This is a genomic window from Kitasatospora sp. NPDC054795, from assembly GCF_053611565.1.
Genome location: NZ_JBSHAP010000117.1, coordinates 1 through 18,622 on the forward strand (window position 1 = coordinate 1; position 18,622 = coordinate 18,622).

The 18,622-nt window shown below is 72.4% G+C and carries 12 protein-coding genes and 2 CRISPR repeat arrays; of the genes, 9 read left to right on the plus strand and 3 right to left on the minus strand.

The features are described from left to right. Positions 1-117: 117 nt before the first annotated feature. A complete protein-coding gene (locus ACWGJO_RS32215) occupies positions 118-2,643 on the minus strand; it encodes a hypothetical protein (protein WP_452189175.1) in 2,526 nt (841 codons plus the stop codon). Between the two features lie 893 nt (positions 2,644-3,536). On the opposite strand from ACWGJO_RS32215, the gene ACWGJO_RS32220 reads away from it, so the two are divergent. The 9 genes from ACWGJO_RS32220 to cas2e all read left to right on the plus strand — a co-directional run bounded on the left by ACWGJO_RS32220 (position 3,537) and on the right by cas2e (position 16,388). After that, on the plus strand, positions 3,537-5,672 hold the full coding sequence (locus tag ACWGJO_RS32220) for a HEAT repeat domain-containing protein (protein ID WP_452189177.1): 2,136 nt from the start codon (positions 3,537-3,539) through the stop codon (positions 5,670-5,672). Between the two features lie 69 nt (positions 5,673-5,741). After that, positions 5,742-6,624: direct repeats of the CRISPR family, unit length 29 nt; unit sequence GGAGCAACCCCCGCGAGCGCGGGGCCGAC. A 208-nt stretch (positions 6,625-6,832) separates the two neighbouring features. After that, positions 6,833-9,682, plus strand: coding sequence for a CRISPR-associated helicase Cas3' (gene cas3, locus ACWGJO_RS32225; RefSeq protein WP_452189179.1), 2,850 nt, complete (start codon positions 6,833-6,835; stop codon positions 9,680-9,682). A 233-nt stretch (positions 9,683-9,915) separates the two neighbouring features. Beyond that, positions 9,916-11,637 (plus strand): type I-E CRISPR-associated protein Cse1/CasA, encoded by a 1,722-nt coding sequence (casA, locus tag ACWGJO_RS32230; RefSeq protein WP_452189181.1) that lies wholly within the window; start codon positions 9,916-9,918, stop codon positions 11,635-11,637. Then, a complete protein-coding gene (gene casB, locus ACWGJO_RS32235) occupies positions 11,627-12,238 on the plus strand; it encodes a type I-E CRISPR-associated protein Cse2/CasB (protein ID WP_452189183.1) in 612 nt (203 codons plus the stop codon). Before casA ends, casB begins: the two co-directional genes overlap by 11 nt. A 72-nt stretch (positions 12,239-12,310) precedes the next feature. Then, positions 12,311-13,444, plus strand: coding sequence for a type I-E CRISPR-associated protein Cas7/Cse4/CasC (gene cas7e / locus ACWGJO_RS32240; RefSeq protein ID WP_452189185.1), 1,134 nt, complete (start codon positions 12,311-12,313; stop codon positions 13,442-13,444). Continuing rightward, the gene (gene cas5e, locus ACWGJO_RS32245; RefSeq protein WP_452189187.1) at positions 13,444-14,310 is read left to right on the plus strand and encodes a type I-E CRISPR-associated protein Cas5/CasD; all 867 of its coding nucleotides are present in this window, start codon (positions 13,444-13,446) and stop codon (positions 14,308-14,310) included. The genes cas7e and cas5e overlap by 1 nt, the downstream gene beginning before the upstream one ends. Before the next feature lie 4 nt (positions 14,311-14,314). Then, entirely contained in the window at positions 14,315-15,088 is a 774-nt protein-coding gene (gene cas6e, locus ACWGJO_RS32250; protein WP_452189189.1) for a type I-E CRISPR-associated protein Cas6/Cse3/CasE, read from the plus strand. A gap of 2 nt (positions 15,089-15,090) precedes the next feature. Next, entirely contained in the window at positions 15,091-16,113 is a 1,023-nt protein-coding gene (cas1e, locus tag ACWGJO_RS32255) for a type I-E CRISPR-associated endonuclease Cas1e (protein WP_452189190.1), read from the plus strand. Beyond that, complete coding sequence (cas2e, locus tag ACWGJO_RS32260) at positions 16,110-16,388, plus strand: type I-E CRISPR-associated endoribonuclease Cas2e (RefSeq protein ID WP_359826378.1); 279 nt, start codon at positions 16,110-16,112, stop codon at positions 16,386-16,388. Before cas1e ends, cas2e begins: the two co-directional genes overlap by 4 nt. Positions 16,389-16,406: 18 nt before the next feature. After that, positions 16,407-17,044: direct repeats of the CRISPR family, unit length 28 nt; unit sequence GTCGGCCCCGCACGCGCGGGGATGGTTC. A gap of 224 nt (positions 17,045-17,268) precedes the next feature. On the opposite strand, the gene ACWGJO_RS32265 is transcribed toward cas2e, so the two are convergent. Further along, a complete protein-coding gene (locus ACWGJO_RS32265; RefSeq protein ID WP_452189200.1) occupies positions 17,269-17,937 on the minus strand; it encodes an endonuclease domain-containing protein in 669 nt (222 codons plus the stop codon). 224 nt (positions 17,938-18,161) lie between these two features. Next, the gene (locus tag ACWGJO_RS32270) at positions 18,162-18,542 is read right to left on the minus strand and encodes a hypothetical protein (protein ID WP_452189192.1); all 381 of its coding nucleotides are present in this window, start codon (positions 18,540-18,542) and stop codon (positions 18,162-18,164) included. Between the last annotated feature and the right edge of the window lie 80 nt (positions 18,543-18,622).

Below are 18,622 nucleotides of genomic sequence, written 5' to 3' on the forward strand. Positions count from 1 at the left end.
GGGATTTTCCGCGGAAAATCCCGAGGCATCCGACGGGCGACGAGGCCAGGTGATCCGAGGTCCGAGCAGCCGCAGACCACGAATGCGGATGGTCAGGGCGGACACAGGCTTGAGGCCTCAGACGTCACGGCGCCAGCGGTCGCCGGCGAACCGGGTCAGCGCGACCTCCAGGTCGAACGGCACCACCTCGGTGGGGCCCAGCTCCCACACCCGGACCCAGCCGTCCGAGGTGGTACGGGAGCGCGGTGACTCCCGTCCGGGCACCGGCCTCATCACGAGGTAGTACGAGCTGATCAGACCGAGGGAGCCGGTCTCCCTGTTCCTGTGGGATCGGATCCTGAGCACCCGTACCTCCGCCACGTCGTCCCACCGCAGCCGCAGCCTGCGGCCACCGTCGAGCTCCACGCCCTCGTCGTCGATCCGCAGCCGCGTCGCGACAGCCCGCAGGGCCAGTGCCCCGAGGACGAGGACGCAGAGCGCGCCGAGCAGTACGGACCCGTGGCGTACGAGCAGCAGCCAGGTCCGGTACCAGTCGTCGCGGAAGCCCGATCCCGAGGACATCGGGGAGACCACCAGGAGGAACACGACGACCGGCGCCAACAGATCGAACGCCAACGCCCGCAGGGCCCCGAGACTTCGCACGCTGCTCCTGAGCACCATCTCGCGCGGCCCTGCTACATCGTCGGGCAACCCACCCGGCGCCCCGTCGGTGAGCCGTGACCTCAACTCGGCGTGCCGGAACTGGTAGACCCCGCCGACCCGCCGCAGCACGCCCAACCGGCGGCCGTCCTCAAGGAAGCCCAGCACGTCCCGTGGCAGACGTCGCCTCCCCGCCAGGACGAGGCACGTGGCGGTCCAGCGGCCCCACCGGCTGAGGGCCATCAGCACCGCGGCCGAGCACGACCAGCTGACGACGAGGGCACCACCGATCAACAGCGGATCGCCGTTGAGCCAGTGGAAGAACGCCAGCGAGGTGCCCGCGACGGCCGGCGCGACCAGTGCGGCTTCGACCAGAGCGATCCGGAGCTCGTCGCGCAGCAACTGCCTCGGCCTGGCCGCCATGTCGAATTCGGTCGACCGCGTCAGGAGTACACCTGAGAGAACGGGGAGGAGGAAGACGCACAGGCTCGCCGACGTGGTGCCGGGCAGGGCCACGCCGACGGCCGTCGTGGCAACGGCCGACGCGGCCAGCAACAGCCGGCCGCCGGTTCCGGCCGCCGGCCGTCGCGGGCGATTGTCGAAGCCGCTGAACAAATGCCTCGTGAAAACCCGTCCGAACGCCGTCGCGATGACGGCCATCGCGGTGACGGCCCCGAGCGCCTGGCCCACTTCCGGGACCCCGATCCCAGGCCGAGGGGGAGCAACCCCGAGGAGGGCGGCCAGCCCCGCGATCCCGTAGCCGACCGCCGTGCCGCAGGCGGCCACCACGACGAGGACGACGGCGCCCCAGACACCCGGCTCGGTCAGCAGGCTCCGCAGCTGCCACCAAGCGATGTCCTGGGTGCGCCGGCGGCGCAGGTCATCGGCCAGGAAGCGGAAGTACGCGGGCGCGCGGTCGGGCCTCCAACGGCGCACCGGCCCGGGAAGGTAGGACGGTCGCGGCCCCTGCGCACAGACGGCCGGGATCAGCCCGTCCAGGAGATGGCCCTCGATGTCCGCCTGCGTGGGCAGCCGCGTCGCATCGAGCAGCTCCCGAGGATCGGACTCCTTCGGCGCGTACACCGTCGCCGTGAGCCAGAGCATCAGCGGAGAGGACAGGGCGGTGGCGACCGGGCCCTCGGGGTCGCTCTCCATCGCGTCGAAGAGCGTCTGCCAGGGGCCGATGCGGTCCCGATGACACATCTGGGCGAGGTACGCCCTGCCGGCCCGCGGCGGGACCGGGCGGGCGCGCAGGACGGGCACACCGCGCAGCACCGGCGAGGAGTCCACGGCGTGCTGGTACGCCTCGGGCCGGGACGTCAGAACCAGAGGGTCCTTCGTGCCGAGCGCGCGCTTCAGCGCCTCCACCGCGTTGCCGCGGGCCAGCGGCAGCAGCTCGTCGAAGCCGTCGAGCACGGGAACGATCCGCCGATCCCGTACCAGGGACTCGACGGTGGGCCGATCCAGACCTGCCACGAGATGCCCGTAGTCCTCGCCGATACGCCTGATGACCCAGTCCTGGATGCTGATCCCCGGCTCCCAGTCCGACATCGACAGGATGACCGGGACGCTCTCCCGTGAGCCGAGGAGCCTGGCTTCCAGCAGCTCGACCACGATCAGGACGACGAGGGAGGACTTTCCCGCCCCGCCCGGACCGGTGACCACCAACTGGTGCGGTGTGAGCGTCCGGACCCGAGCGACCACTTCCTCGAACCCGAGTTGTTCGGGGAGCCCCGCGTTCGAGTTGCTCCCATGGGCCGGCTCCAGCTCCCACGGGACCACCATCGGAACCCGCTCCCGCAGACCGCGGACGTTGGCCTCGTCACGCCACTGCTCCAGGACCTCGCGGGCAAGCCCGTCCAGGGCGGCTTCCTCGGCGTCGGCGGGGACCGGCTCTCCGTGTCGGGCAGCGGGGGCGGAGCCGAAGTGGACGGAGCCGATGCTCCCCGCCTGGACCACGTTCCCGGGCGATCCCTCGATGTTGTTGTGCACCTCTCCAGTCACGCCGACATGCTGTCAGGCCGGCGCATGCGCGCGAGGGGCTTCCGGCGGACCGGTTGCGGCTCCTCGATGGTGTGCGAAGGTCGGTTGGAGGCCGACGACCTCGGCCGATCGTGGAATTCCACGCCGGGCGACTTCCGCAGGAAACGCTGAGAACACAAAAGACATACATAAACGATCTATAGACATCGCATCGTCGGGCATGCCCTGCTCGGGCCGCAGACCCCACGAAGCCGACGGCGAGCCCGGGTTCGGGCCCGGGGCCGAGCCCGGCCGTCACTTCGACGGCCGGACTCCGCGTCCACGGGGATACGGAGCATACGTGCCGGTCTGCCGGGACCGATGCGCCAGCGCCGACGAGCGGCTCCCGACCGAGGTGTACGCGCGGCTTGTCTGCTCGCGAGGCGCCCCCCACCCGCCGGGTGCCGGCGACCTCGGCCGGTGCCTCCACCGCCACCCCAGCGCGAGGACTTCATCGCTGAGGCGCCCGAAGCGTCGAGCGGTGTGTCCCAGGCACAGGCCGGCCAGCCCGAGCAAGGGGCTCCCCGGCGCAGCCCGCGTCCCGACCTGCACGCACCAGTGCTCGACGAAGTCCGCGTCGTCGTCGTGCGATGCGGCCCCGACCAGGACATCCGCCGCCTCACGCTCCGCCGAACGGTCACGCGGAGGCAGCTCCGACGCCTCGACCACCACTTCGCGGGGCAGCGCAGGAGGGTTCTCGACGCTCAGAGGGGACCGCACCCCGGGAGACTGCGCGGACCGCGTCCAACAGCCCGCGGTCGCACCGTCCAACGGAACGGGGATGCCATGAACTCGCCGAGGGGGCGTAGGGAATTGTCGACACGGCGCGCTGTGTGCTGGTGGCAGTGTCAGTACCTCGTGTCACTGTGCGATCCATGATCAACAACCTTGAGGGCCTCGACCTCGTCGACTGGTCGTCCATGGGGCATGCCTACGGCACGGCCGACGAAGTCCCGCTGTGGCTGGAGCAGATGGCCTCACCCGACCCCGACGTCCGGGAGAGGGCCTTCAGTAGCTTCTACAACTCGGTCCACCACCAGGGCGATGTCTACTCGTGCACGGCGGCGAGCCTGCCGTTCCTTCTTGCGCTCGCCGACGATCCCCAGGTGCCCGACCGCGCGGCCGTCCTCCGGCTCCTGCTCAGCATCGGCAGCGCGGCCCTGGACCGCGACCCCGACGGCGTCTACTACAGTCCGTCCGGTCACGCGTCGATGCCCTACGCGGATGTCGTGCCTCGGATGCGTGAGCGCATCGAGGACTTCGTTCGGCACGCGGCGGACCCGGACCCGCAGGTGCGGCAGGCTGCCGTCCCGGCACTGGGGCTGTTCCTCGACGAGGCCGAGAGGGCGCTCGCCCTGCTGCGTGAGCGGCTGGCGGCCGAGAACGGCACCGTGGAGCGGCTGCTGGTCATCGAGGCGGCCGCGACGCTGGCCCGACGACTGCCGGAGGCGATCGGCCCGGTGACGACCTGGCTCACCTCCCTGACGGCCAACCCCGCGTTGGACCCGGACATCCGGCTCGCCGCCCTCGTCCACCGGGCCGCCTGCACGCCGGAGGCGATCGACGACGGCCTCGTCCCGACGGCGACCGGTCTGCTCCAGCAGCTCACCCCCGAACCGGCACCCGAGCCCGAGGACGAGGACGAGCCCGAGGCCCGACCAGCGGACTGCGGGCAGTGCACCTGCACGGACATCGCCACCGAACCGGCACCGAACCACGGAGCCCCGCCGCAGATAGCCGCCATCTTCGCCGACCTCGACCGCCACGGCCGCGTCCACGCCCCCACCACCGAGCTGCTGACCACCTTCCACCGGGTACTGGACGCGCGGGTACCCGAGCGCACCGCCCTGCTCACCGCCCAGCTCCGCAGCCCCGACGCGGCCACCCGCTACGACGCCATCGCCATGACCTGGGACCTGATCCGCTCCTGGCGCGGCAACCACACCGGCCTCGTCCTCCTGCTCGCCGACTGCCTGCTCCCCGACGACCCGTACACCACCGCCGAAGCGGCCGAAACCCTCGGAAAACTCCCCGCCGTCCTCGCCGAACCCGCACGCGAAGCCCTCGCCGCACTCGTGGAAGCACACCGCACCACCCACGGCCCGAACGTCTGGGCCGCACGGCACCCGCTGCTGCGCCGGGCCCACCAGCAGGCGGTCACGGCGCTGGCCGGCCTCGGCGACGAGCGAGCCCTGCCCAGCCTGCTGACGGCGCTCGACAGCGGCACCGACGACTGGCGCGCCCTACAGGTCGTCGGCCACCTCCCGCAGGCCGCCGGGGAACTGGTGCCGAGGGTGACCCGGCGCCTGGCCGACGCGGACTTCTCCTGGCCCTGGGGATCCGCCACCGCGCTGATGGCCGCCCTCAACAGGCTCGGTGACCCGGCGGCCGTACCCGCGCTCACCACGGCCCTCACCACCGCCGTCGAGCAGGAGCAGTGGCAGACCGCCGGCGCGGCCCTCTACGCGCTGGGCTCCATCGGCACCGGCGCCGCGTCCGCGCTGGAGAAGGTCCGGCCGCTCGCCGACGCCGAGGATCCGGACCTGCGCTTCGCAGCCGTGAAGGCCCTGTGGGACATCGAGCGCGACCCCACCGATGCCGTGCCGCGGCTGACCGCCCTGCTCGACACCGACAAGGGCCACGACGCCGCCGACGTCCTCGGCCGGATCGGAGGGTCGGCTGTCGCAGCACTGCCCCGCCTGCGGCAGCTGTCCGAAGCCGGCCACATCTGGACCCGGGTGCACGCCGCCGCCGCGGTCCACGACATCGGCGGTCGGGCCGAGGCCGAGGTCGTCCTGTCCGTGCTGCTGGAGGCATGGGAGAGGAACGACTCGACCGCAGGCCCAGTCATGGACTGCCTGCAGTGGATGGGACCAGCTGCCGCACCCGCCCTTCCGCGGATCCACGCCGAACTCACCCTCGCCCGCCGAAGCGGCGGCTTCTTCGGGAGCGTCGAAGACGACGAGGCACTGCAACGCGCCGGCCGGGCCGTCATCGACCAGACAGCCTGAGGACGACACCGCAGCCACCGGTGACCCGGTCGTGCCGATGGGTCGACCCCAGGGACACGTCACCAAGAAGGAGCAACCCCCGCGAGCGCGGGGCGGACCTTCGTCCCTACGTCCACGGGCCCACGCCCATGGAGCAACCCCCGCGAGCGCGGGGCCGACACGTGCAGCTCGTCGATGATGCCGCAGTGCAAGGAGTAACCCCCGCGAGCGCGGGGCCGACGTCCGGAGCATCGTGCTGCACACCATCGGCGGGGAGCAACCCCCGCGAGCGCGGGGCCGACGAGGCAGGCGGGCTCGACGCACACTGCTCCTCGGAGCAACCCCCGCGAGCGCGGGGCCGACCTCACCACACCCCGGACCAGGGCTTTTTATCCAGAGCAACCCCCGCGAGCGCGGGGCCGACATCTGGTCGAACGCCTGAGTGCCGTGCCCGGAGGAGCAACCCCCGCGAGCGCAGGGCCGACACCCGGGCCCGCTGCCAGCAGTGCGACGCCCCGGAGCAACCCCCGCGAGCGCGGGGCCGACCAGGTGACGACTCCGGCGAACCCGGCCCGGCCGGAGCAACCCCCGCGAGCGCGGGGCCGACCCCGCAGGTTGGCCGAGGTGCTGCTGTCGATGGGAGCAACCCCCGCGAGCGCGGGGCCGACTGCCAGACGCTGATCCGCAGCAGCACGACCGAGGAGCAACCCCCGCGAGCGCGGGGCCGACGAGGAGAGCCTCAAGCGGTACATGGACAGCGGGGAGCAACCCCCGCGAGCGCGGGGCCGACCTCGGGCCGCAGGTCGTGCAGGTAGCGCATGGGGAGCAACCCCCGCGAGCGCGGGGCCGACCAGTGGCCGCAGCTCGCAACCGAGCTGGGCAAGGAGCAACCCCCGCGAGCGCGGGGCCGACGATGTCGTCGGGCATTGGGCTCTCCTTGGTGGGGAGCAACCCCCGCGAGCGCGGGGCCGACACTTCCTGAGCTGCGGTGATGCGTCTCAGCAGGCGCTGGTTGATTCAGTTCGATTCGGTCGGCGATCTGCGGTGGCGCTCACGTGGTGACGTCATCTCTCTCAGCGGCTGGGCGGAGTGTCAGTGCTGGGTCCTAGGCTCGTGAGCCTACTCGTTCACGGAGGTTCAGAACGATGGTTGAGGACCGCTGGCGGTCGTACCCTCCCGAGGTGAGGGACTGGCTCGGAGCGTTGTGGGGCAAGTCGGCGGGGCGGGCCGGGGGGACTGCCAACCTGCTGTTGTCGCACATGCTGGATACCGCGGCGGTGGCGGAGTTCGTGTGGGACCGCTACCTTCCGCCGGTCACTCGGCGGCATCTGGACGCCATCGTCGGGGGCCGGGGGATGGGTCGGCGTCTGTTCGCCTGGCTGTGCGGGATTCATGACTGCGGCAAGGCCGTGCCCGCCTTCCAGCGCCTTGACACCGCCGGGGAGGCTGCCGTCCGCCGGTCGGGCCTGTCCTGGAACAAATACGCGGTGAACTCGGAGACCTGGCGGCACGACAAGGCCGGCGGCTGTCTTCTGCGGACCATGCTCTCCGACGCGGGGTGGGTGCAGGAGCAGATCGAGTGGGTCTGGCCGCTGGTCGCCGGCCACCACGGCCGCTTCCCCACCTTGGGCCAGTTGCCGCCGAAGAAGGCAGACCTGCAGGGGAAGGGGCTGTCCTGGAAGCTGGCGCAGTCGGCGCTGGTGGAGGTGTTCTCCCGGGAGCTCGGCTTCGAGGGGGAGTCGCCGCTGGCCGCGGTGGAACCTGTCCTGGTGCCGGGCCGTGCGATGCAGCTTCAGCTGTCCGGTTTCGTGGTGATGGCGGACTGGATCGCCAGCGACGAGCGGCACTTCGCCGGGGTTCCGGAGCTCGCGAGAGTGACGATGGCCCAGGCGCGGCAGCGGGCAGCAAAGGCATGGGCGAGTCTCGGGTTGCGCGGCGGGTGGGGGGTGCTGCCGACTCCCGGCCCGGAGGCGTTCCGGGACCGCTTCGGTCACGGGACCCGCCCGTCGCAGGATCTGGTGCTCGATGTCGTGCGTCGGATGGGCGGGCCGGGCCTGGTGATCGTCGAGGCGCCGATGGGAGAGGGGAAGACGAAGGCCGCGTTGGCGGCGGCGGAGCTGCTGGCCGCCCGGTACGGCCTGGACGGGGTGTACCTGGGCATGCCGACCCAGGCGACCGCGGACCCGATGTTCACCCAGGTCCGGTCCTGGCTGCGCAACGTCGAGGAGGGGCTGGAGGACCAGGTCGCGCTGCTGCATGGCAAGCGGATGTTCAACAAGGAATGGCGCGGCCTGCTGGAAGACGCGGGGGAGGGGAGCCAGGACGCCGACGCCCGCTACTCGACGGTGGACGAGTACGGCATGCAGACCGATGGCTTCGACGGTTGTGAGGGCGGGGAGCGCAGGGCTCCCGCCGAGTGGTTCCTGGGCCGTCGGCGTGGCCTGCTGAGCCCGTTCGCGGTGGGCACCATCGACCAGCTCCTGTACGCCGCGACCCGGACCAAGCACGTGATGCTGCGGATGGCCGGCCTGGTGGGCAAGGTCGTGATCCTGGACGAGGTCCACGCCGCCGACGTCTACATGTCGCAGTTCCTCCTGGAGGGCCTGTGGTGGCTCGGCCAGGCCGGAGTGCCGGTGGTGCTGCTGTCGGCGACCCTGCCGCCTGAGCAGCGCCGCCGCCTGGTCGCCGCATACCTGGCCGGTACGCGGTCCGCGGAGGTTCCGGAGGCACTGGAGATCCCCGAGTCGCAGGGCTACCCGAGCGTGACGGCGGCCTGGGCCGGGCAGGACGGCGGGCCGGAGCTGCTGGTCGAGAGCACTGGATCCTGGCGCGAGGACCTTCAGGTGCGGGTCGAGGTGCTCGACGAGCCGCCGACGCGGACCGCCTCCTCCCAGGCCGCGCAGCCCGCACCGGAACCGGCGGATGCAGCCGTGGCCGACTACCTGAGGGAGCGTCTGGCCGACGGCGGATGCGTACTGATCATCCGCAACACCGTGGCCCGCGCCCAGGCCACGTTCGACGCCCTCCACAAGGAGTACGGCGCCGACGTCCGCCTCCTGCACGGCCGCCTGCACGCGGGCCATCGGGCCGACCGCACGCAGGACGTGCTGGACATGCTCGGACCGCCGTCGGAGGGTGTCGAGCGGCCCGGCAGGCTGATCGTGGTCGCCACCCAGCTCGCGGAGCAGTCGTTCGACGTCGACGCCGATCTGCTGATCACCGACCTCGCCCCGATCGACCTCCTCCTCCAGCGTATCGGCCGCCTCCACCGCCACGACGGAGTGAAGCGCCCCCACCTGCTGTCGCAGCCCACCGTCGTCGTCACCGGCGTCGGCCTCGACGGTGACGGCGCGCCGCACATCCTGCGCGCCTCTGAAAAGATCTACGGCCGCTACCTCCTCCTGCGGACGGCCGCCGAGGTCGAGCGGGCGGCGGCCGACGCAGGCGCGTGGAACATTCCGGGCCGGGTGCCGGACCTGGTCGCCCGGGTCTACGGCACGGACCCGGTTGTCCCGGCGGCGTGGGCCGAGGCCGAGGCACAGGGCCGGCAGGAGTGGGAGCAGCGGCAGGCCGAGCGTCGCGCGAAGGCCGCCGAGTACGTGCTGACCCGAGCGGGCGACCACGGGGCGCCGACGCTGGCAGGGCTGCACTACGGAGGCCACGGCACGCTCTCCGAAGGCCAGTTCGAGGCACTCGTCCGGGACGGGGAGCCCAGCGTGGAGGTGGTCCTGGTCCACCGGAAGGATGGCGGCTTCCGGACGGTGACGGGCCGCAGGCTCGGGCCGAACGGCGAAGTCGCCGCGGAAGTGGTCGACGACGTGCTCTCCGGGACGGTGCGCCTGCCCGCCAAGCTGACCGAGGCGGCGAAGCAGGCACTCGGCCCTCTGCCGGGATGGCGGGACCATCCGTGGCTGCGCTACAGCCTGGCCCTGGAGCTCGACGGACAGGGCGAAGCGGTCATCGGTGACTTCCGACTGCGCTACGACGACCTGCTCGGTCTCGTGGTGAGCGGAGGAAAGCCGTACCGGTAGCGGGCCGTGTGGGCGGAACAGACGCAGTGCCGTTCCGCCCACACACTCCCAACCCGCGAGCGCGGGGCCTACTTGCAGCCGGGACCGGCTCGCAGACAGAGCCAGGGGCCATCCCCGCGCACCAAATCCTGCGGGGCCGAGGGGCAATTCAAGCATTCGCCCTACAACAGACCTTCACCGATGCCACGATGAACCAGTAGCAAGCAAGACAGAGCCAGTTGGGAGAACGGCGCGTGCCTGGGTACAACCTTGTCGAGGAGCCGTGGCTGGCGGTGCGCCCCGTCGGCGGCGGGCCGCCCGTGGAACTGGGGATCGCCGGGGCCCTGGCCCGAGCCCACGAGCTGGAAGGCCTCGTCGTCGAGTTCTCCACCCAGCTGCCGGCCGTCCTGCGCCAGGTCCTGTTGCCCGTCGTCGCCCACGCCATCGGCGCGCCCCAGACGTTGCGGGAGAAGGGGGAGCGGCTCGCGCACAAGCACGGGTTCACCGAGGACGAGCTGGACAGACTCCAGGCCTACCTCGACAAGCACCGTGCGAAGTTCGACCTCTTCGATCCGGCCGACCCGTTCGCGCAGGTCGCCGGGCTGCGGACCGCCAAGGACGAGACGAAGGGCTCTGCCGCCCTGGTGGCGACCGCGGCGAGCGGCAACAACGTGCCGCTGTTCGCCAGCCGTTCGGACGCGGACCCGCTCGATCTGACACCGGCCCAGGCCGCCCACTGGCTCGTGCACACGCACTGCTGGGACACCGCGGCGATCAAGACCGGCGTCGTCGGCGACGACCAGGTCAAGGCGGGCAAGACGACCGGGAATCCGACCGGCCCGCTCGGCCAGCTCGGCGTCATCGTCCCCGTCGGGCGCACCCTGTACGAGACCCTTCTGCTGAACCTGCCGGTCACCCCGGTCAGTGTCATCGGAGCCCCGCAGTGGACAAGGGGTCCGCACGGCCCCGCCTGGAAGCCGCGTGCGGCCGAGGGCCTGCTCGACCTGTGGACCTGGCAGGCCCGGCGGATCCGGCTCGTCCCGCACCAGGACGAGTCCGGCCGGCTGAAGGTCGCCCGGGTGGTCGTCAGCGCCGGAGACCGCCTCACGACCCTGCCGAGCCAGGAGCCGCACACCGCCTGGACGTTCACAGCGCCCGCCAAGAAGTCCGCATCCGCACTCCCCGAACGCAGGCCGCGCCGGCACACCCAGGGCAAGGCCGCCTGGCGGGGCCTGGACGCCCTCCTCACTCCGGCCCGCCAGGGTCCGGACGGCACCTTCGAGACCAGCGTCCTGCTCGACGAGGCCAGTGCCCTGCGGGTGATCGGCAAGCTCGCGGCCGACTACCCGTTCCAGGTCGAGACCTTCGGCATGGCCTACGGCACCCAGTCCTCCGTCGTCGAGGACGTCATCCACGACACCATCCCCCTGCCCCTGCTCGCCCTGCACCAGGACAGCGAAGCCCACCAGCTCCTCCTGGACGTCGCGGAGCAGGCGGAACAGCTCGCGAAGGCCGTCAACAACCTCTCCGCCGACCTGCGCCGGGCCGCCGGCGCGGACCCCATCCCCTGGGACAAGGGCCAGCGCCCGGGCGACCTCCTCCTGCACACCCTCGACCCGCTGGTGCGGCGGCTGCTCGCCGGCGTCCGCGACGCCGGAGCCGACGAAGACGTCCTGGAGCGGGGCAGGCTCGCCTGGGAGGAGCTGGCCCACCGCCTGGCACGGGACGCGGCGAACGAGCTCCTGCTGGCCGCTCCCGCCACCACCTTCGCGGGCCGCACCGTCGACCCGGCCGGCAAGTCGGGCAAGCCGCAGACCTACAAGCTCGGCACCGCGGGCGCCAACTTCCGGCGTCAGGTCGACGACATCCTCCCGCGCTACGCCGACGCCGTCCGGGAAGCGGCAGCCGCCCGGGAAGCCGAGACCGGACCCGCCCTCGAACCCGACCCCGATCCCGGAGCGGACCTTGACCACTGAGCACACCACCGCCGCCAAGCGGCGCCGGTACTGGGACCAGTTCATCGCCCACGACCACACCTGGCGCATCGACCCGCGTACCATGCAGCCCCGCCGACCGCCCGGCGAGGACCTCGCGGCCCTGCGCTCCGGCCTCGGGCGCCCCGTCATGGACAGCCCCAAGATGTGGCCCCTGTACAGCTGCGAGGTCGACGACGCCCTGGCGCTGCGCGACGAGGTCTCCGACGAGCAGAAGGCCGAGCACGCCGCCCTCGCCCTTTACGGCCTCCACCAGCAGAGCCAGTCCACGCCGATGCACCGCCGAGGCGTCAAGCTCGGCGAGGCCCTGCGGGCCCTGCGCCGCAGCGGCAAGTTCAGCGAGGAGGCTCTCGACACGCGCGTCGCCCAGCTCGCGGGCGCCACCAGCGTGTCCGCGCTGCTGGTGCACCTGCGCGGCCTGGTCGCCCAGCTGCGCACCGTCGGGCAGCCGCTGGACTACAACCACCTGATGGCCGACATCCGGGCCTGGCACCACACCGACCGGCGCCCGCAGGTCCGCCTCAAGTGGGCCATCGGCTACCAGGCCTGGAAGGACAAGGACAAGGGCGCCGCCGGCAGCTGAGCGCGCCGCCGGGACAACCGTAGCCTCGGCACACCCGCCACCACCGGCACCATCACCTTCGAGGAGAAGCGCATGACCGACCGCCTCTACATCGACGTGCACATCCTGCAGACCGTCCCGCCGGCGAACCTCAACCGCGACGACAACGGGAACCCCAAGGAGGCCTACTTCGGCGGCAAGCGCCGCTCCCGGGTCTCCTCCCAGGCCTGGAAGCGTGCCACCCGCATCCACTTCACCGAGAGCCGCGACCCGCAGGACCTCGCCACCCGCACCAAGCGGATCGCCTCCCAGCTCGCCAAGGGCATCGCCGAGCGCAGCGGCATCGCGGCCGAGGACGCGCAGCGGATCGCCGACGCGCTGATCAAGTCGACCGGGATCTCCGCCGGTAAGAAGGCGGGCGACACCGCCTACCTCCTTTTCTACGGGCGCCGCCAGTTGGACGCCATCGTCGGCCTGGTCGCCGCCACCGACCTCGCTGCCCTCGACGCCAAGGCCCTGGAAGAGGCGGTCAAAGCGTTGCCGGTCAAGGAGCAGCTGCAGAGCGGCCACCCCGCGGACGTGGCGCTGTTCGGCCGGATGGTCGCGGACATCCCCGGACTGAACGTGGACGCCGCGACGCAGGTCGCGCACGCGATCTCCACCCACGCCGCGGAGCTCGAGTTCGACTACTACACGGCCGTCGACGACGAGAATACCGCCGACGAGACCGGCGCCGGCATGATCGGCACCATCGGCTTCAACTCCGCCACCCTCTACCGCTACGCCACCGTCGGCCTGCACCAGCTGCGGGAGAACCTCGGCGACGACAAGGCCGCGGTCGACGCCGTCGACCTGTTCGTCGACTCCTTCGCCCGCTCGATGCCCACCGGCTACGGCAACTCCTTCGCCCACCGCACCCGCCCCAGCCTGGTTGCCGTCGTCGTGCGCGCCGACCAGCCGGTGAACCTCGTCTCCGCGTACGAGAACCCCGTCCCGGCGAGCCGGGGCATCGTTTCCGAGTCCGCGCGCCGCCTCGCGGCGGAGTTCGCCACCGCCACCGAGCAGTGGGGCGACACCCCGCTGTACGTCGGCATCTGCCACACCCTCGGCGCCGACACGGAGGAGACCGGGGGGAAGCTGGTGGAGGCCTTCGGTGCGAACCGCACCTTCCCCGAGCTGTGCGAGGGCCTGCGCACCGTCCTCATCGAGCGGGTGAACGACAACTGATGCCCGTCGACCCCACTCCCGTACCGGCCCCGGCCCCGGCCCCGCAGGGCGAGGCGCAGGCGGTCCTTGTCCTGCGGCTGGCAGGTCCCCTCCAGTCCTGGGGTGACCGCAGCGCGTTCAACCGTCGCGACAGCCGTCCCCAGCCGACGAAGTCCGGCGTCGTCGGCCTGCTCGCCGCCGCCGCGGGATACCCGCGCGAAGCGGACCTCACCGAGCTGGTCGGCCTGCGCCTGGGTGTGCGCGTCGACCAGCCCGGCACGCTGCTGCGCGACTATCACACCGTCAGTGACTACCGGGGCCGGCCGCTGCCGCAGGCCGGGGTGAACGCCAAGGGCGTTCAGAAGCCGACCTCTCCGGCCAAGGACACCCACGTCACCCACCGCTTCTACCTCCAGGACGCGGTGTTCGTCGCCGCCGTCCAGGGCCCGGCCGCGCTCGTAGAGACGCTCGCCGAGGCGGTGCGCCGCCCCGCCTTCCCGCTCGCCCTCGGCCGGCGTTCCTGCGTCCCCACCCAGCCGCTCGCCCTCGGCACGGTGCGCGACGGGACCGTGGAGGACGTACTGGCGCAGGAACCCTGGCAGGCTGGCGCAGCCGCCAAGGAGGCCTACCGGAGGCGGTGCGAGCGGAGGGCGGAGCCGTCCTCCCCGCACCGGATCGACCTGGCCGCGACCTTCGACGACCCGTCGGGCGACGACACCCTCCAGGACGTCCCGCGCTCCTTCGACCCCCGCGAACGCGGCTTTTCCACCCGGCGGATCCGCCACGCCTGGCTCGACGTCCCTACCGGCCTCGGCCCGACGACCACGACCACCCAGCCGGCCACGGCGGCCGGCGGCCACGACCCGTTCGCCCTGCTGGGCTGGTGACCCGATGACCTACCTCTCCCGCGTCCGCATCAACCCCCTGCGCGCCGCCAGCCGCACCCTGCTCGCCAACCCCCGCGCCCTGCACGGCGCCGTCACGGCCGGCGTCCCCGACATCGCCCCCGGTGACCGGACCCTGTGGCGCCTGGACGCCGACCACCCGCGCCGCCCGATGCTGCTGGTCCTCACCCCCTCCAAGCCCGACTGGACCCACATCGTCGAACAGGCGGGATGGCCCGACGCCGAAGGCGAGCACTACGCGATCCGCGACTACACTCCGCTGCTCGCCCAGCTCGCCGTCGGCCGCGAGTTCGCCTTCCGGCTCAAGGCCAGCCCCGTCCAGAACACCTCCAAGCCCGACAAAGCGAGCCCGCACCGGACCAAGAGCGCCGCCGAACTCCACCACCGCTCCTACCGCATGGCCCACCGCACCGCCGCCCAGCAGCTCACCTGGTTCCTGGACCGCACCACCCGCTGGGGCTTCACCGTGCCCGAGGCGCGCACCGACGCCCCGGCGCCGGGCCTCGAACCGTCGGCCTCCGACACCCCGGCCCACGTGCGGCCCGCCCGAGAGGTGCGGATCACCGACCGCAGCCGCAGCACCTTCACCAAACCCGGCACCCGCACCCCGGTCACCCTCACCACGGCCACCTTCGAAGGGCGTCTGCGCATCGCCGACCCGGGCCTCCTTCAGGCGGCGCTCCTCGGCGGCATCGGCCCGTCCAAGGCCTACGGCTGCGGCCTGCTCACCCTCGCCCCGCCGCCCGCCGGGGCCCGCTGACGATGGCCGACATCTGGTGGAAAGCCCACCCCCACGACCTGCACCGCCTGGCCGACCGCGTCTCCAGCGTCTACGTGGAGCGCAGCCACATCGACCGTGACGAGAACGCCGTCGTCGTCATCAACAAACGCGAGACCGTCCGTGTCCCGGCCGCCATGGTCGCCGTGATGCTGCTCGGCCCGGGAACCCGCATCACCCACGGCGCGGTCAACCTCCTCGCCGACTCCGGCACCACCGTGTGCTGGGTCGGCGAGCAGGGCGTGCGCATGTACGCCGCCGGTCTTGGCCCCAGCCGCGGCGCAGCGCTCCTCAACCGGCAGGCCTGGCTGGTCAGCCGCACGAAGGAACGGCTGGCCGTCGCGCGCAACATGTACCGGATGCGATTCCCCGGTGAGGACGTCAGCACCGCCACCATGCAGCAGTTGCGCGGCCGTGAGGGCGCCCGCATCCGCAAGCTCTACCAGGCCGAGTCCCGCCGGACCGGCGTTCCCTGGAACGGCCGGGTCTACAAGGCCGGGGACGCGTACGCCGCGGGCGACGACCTGAACCGGCTGCTGTCGGCGGCCAACGCCGCGCTCTACGGGATCTGCCACGCGGTCATCACCGGTCTGGGCGCCAGTCCGGGGCTCGGCTTCGTCCACACCGGACTGGCGACCTCGTTCGTCCTGGACATCGCGGACCTCTACAAGGCCGAGTACACCATCCCCCTCGCCTTCGACCTTGCCCAGCAGGGGCACACCGAGGAGCGCGACGCCCGCCTCGGCCTGCGTGACCGCATCGCCCAGGACAAGCTGCTCGGGCGTATCGTTCACGACGTAAAGGCGCTCCTCAGCCCGGAGGGCACCGAGATGCCCGACGTCGAGGTCAACGAACTCTGGGACGAACGCGTCGGTGCCGTCCAAGGCGGCGTCAACTGGTCGGGCACCGAAGGCCCATCGACACCGGTTGCCTCCGACCCGGGAATGGGCGACGAACACCTGGCCATCATCGGCCCGGAGTTCACCCAGGACACGAGCAGCCCGTGACCGTCATCATCCTCATCGCGGCTCCCGAAGGCCTCCGCGGCCACCTCACCCGCTGGATGGTCGAAGTCAACGCCGGCGTCTTCGTCGGCACACCCAGCCGCCGCATCCGCGACCGGCTCTGGGAGCTCCTCGCCACCCGAATCGGCGACGGCCAAGCCGTCCTCGTCGAACCCGCCACCAACGAACAGGGCTGGACCGTCCGCACCGCGGGCAAGGACCGCTGGAAGCCCGTCGACTTCGACGGACTGATTCTCTCGGCCCGCTCCCGCCGATAAACCCGCAGGTCACGAAGTGTCGGCCCCGCACGCGCGGGGATGGTTCCGATCGTCCCTCGGCGAGGGCGCTGCACGACCAGTCGGCCCCGCACGCGCGGGGATGGTTCCCCGGCCACCGGCGGCCCGGCCGCCCGCGTGCAGTCGGCCCCGCACGCGCGGGGATGGTTCAGTTCCGCGGCCGGGTCCTTCCCGTCCTGCGTCGTCGGCCCCGCACGCGCGGGGATGGTTCCTTGGACCACATGTTGTTCGCGGCGCCCTGGGCGTCGGCCCCGCACGCGCGGGGATGGTTCCACGGCGCCCCCTTCCCCGACCCGGGCCGGCGAGTCGGCCCCGCACGCGCGGGGATGGTTCGGCCCCGCCCAGTTCATTGACAGCACGTGGGCGGTCGGCCCCGCACGCGCGGGGATGGTTCCCTGGCCGTCGTCTCCAGCTGCTCCTACGCCGGGTCGGCCCCGCACGCGCGGGGATGGTTCCACGTAGGCGCCCATGTCGCCGGTGATGGTGAGGTCGGCCCCGCACGCGCGGGGATGGTTCCCCGGTGAAGCTGTGCGCGGTTGTTCATGAATCGTCGGCCCCGCACGCGCGGGGATGGTTCCTTGTGACGACCCGTCGCGCCGGAGCGGATCAAGTCGGCCCCGCACGTGCGGGGATAGTCCCGGCCCGCCACCGGGGGTGCGGCGGGCCATAGGCCGGTGGGGATGGTTCCGACCAGGGCAGCTTGCTGACGCTGGTCGCGGTGGTCGGCCCCACAGGCGCGGAGATCGCTGCCGGAGGCCCATGTCCGCGTGCCACTGCGATGCGGCATGCTGCGACGTCCCGTCAGCGGCGGAGGACCGGGCGCGTGCCGTCCTTCCCCCGTACCCGTCCGATCCTGGCGGCCTTATGGGCGGCTCGGTGCGAGCGCGGGGTAGCGCAGCTCCAGGCCGAGGACGGCTGCGGGCGGGCGTTCGTGGTAGCAGACCCAGAACGGGGCTGCGCCCTGGCCCGCCTGCGGGCGGCAGCGATGGCAGAGGAGGCCGCGGGTGAGGCCGGTGCGGGGGTTGTGGTCCTCGGTGTGGGCGGGGCGGCCGTTGTCGGGGGCGGAGCCGCAGACGGCGCAGCGGCCCTGGCGGTAGGCGAGGAGGCGGTCGCGGTGCGGGGCGGTGTCGTACGGGCCGCGGCGGTGGCGGCCGGGCAGGACGTCGTCGGCGGCGTACTGAAGGGCTGCGGCCTGTTCCAGGGTGAGCGGTGCGGTGCGGGGCAGCGCGGTGGGCGCGGGGCGCAGCGCGGCGGAGTTGAAGGGGGCTCGGGGATGTGAACGTCGTCGGCGGCGTAGGCGTAGAACGCCGCGGGGGCGGCCAGGCGGCGGGCGGGTTGTGCAGGGGACGCGCGGTGCGAGTGGGCGGCGTGAGGGCCGGTCGGGGTCGGGGCGACGCAGGGCGGGGGCGTAGGCCCAGGTGGTGGCCGTCGACGCGTCGGCGTTCCAGGCACCGATGCCGGTGGTCTCCTGGGTGAAGTACGGCCACTCCCGCAGGTCGGCCTCGTAGCGGGTGGGGGTGGTGCCCTGCAGGGCACCGGCCGTGCTTGCCGCGGCCGGCGGCGGGTCACTGGGGGAGGACGTCGTACGGGTCGGGGCGGGTCACCAGGAAACCGTATGCGGGGTGCCCTGGGTTGCTCCGTCTCGGCGGCGCCGGGGCGACCGCGGTCCCGCTGCGATGGCGCGTGCTCGTCCGGTCGCGTGGAGGTCGGCCGACACGGGCGGATGAAGTCGGTGTCCCTGCGGCTGCGGCGCGGTCAACAGGCGCCGGCCGGGTCGCGTTCCGCGTCCTGCTCTTCGCCGCTCGCCGGTGCCGCTGCGGGGGAGGGGAAGGTGAGCCTCGCCGTGCGTGCGGAGATCTCCTGCCGCCCCTTCAGCGCGGCCTGCACGTCGCGCTTGGGGATCCCGGCGGTCTCGGCGAGTTCCTCGATGTCGCCGTCGAAGAGCGGTACGGCCTTCTCCAGTTCCCGCGCGAGCTCTCCCTGGGCCATCTCGATCCGCTCCCTGGCCCTGTCGATCGCGGTGAGGGCGGAGGTCTGGCGGGTCTGCCGCTGCCGGAGGTCTTCGCGCTCCTGCTCCTGGCGCCGCTTCAGGGCCGCGCGCCGGTCCATCGTCTGCTCGTTCCTGCGTGAGGTCATGGCGCGATCCTCGCGCCCCACCGCGCCCGAGTACAGCACCTCCGGGTGGACCGTCCCGCGTTGTAACCCGGCGGAACGAA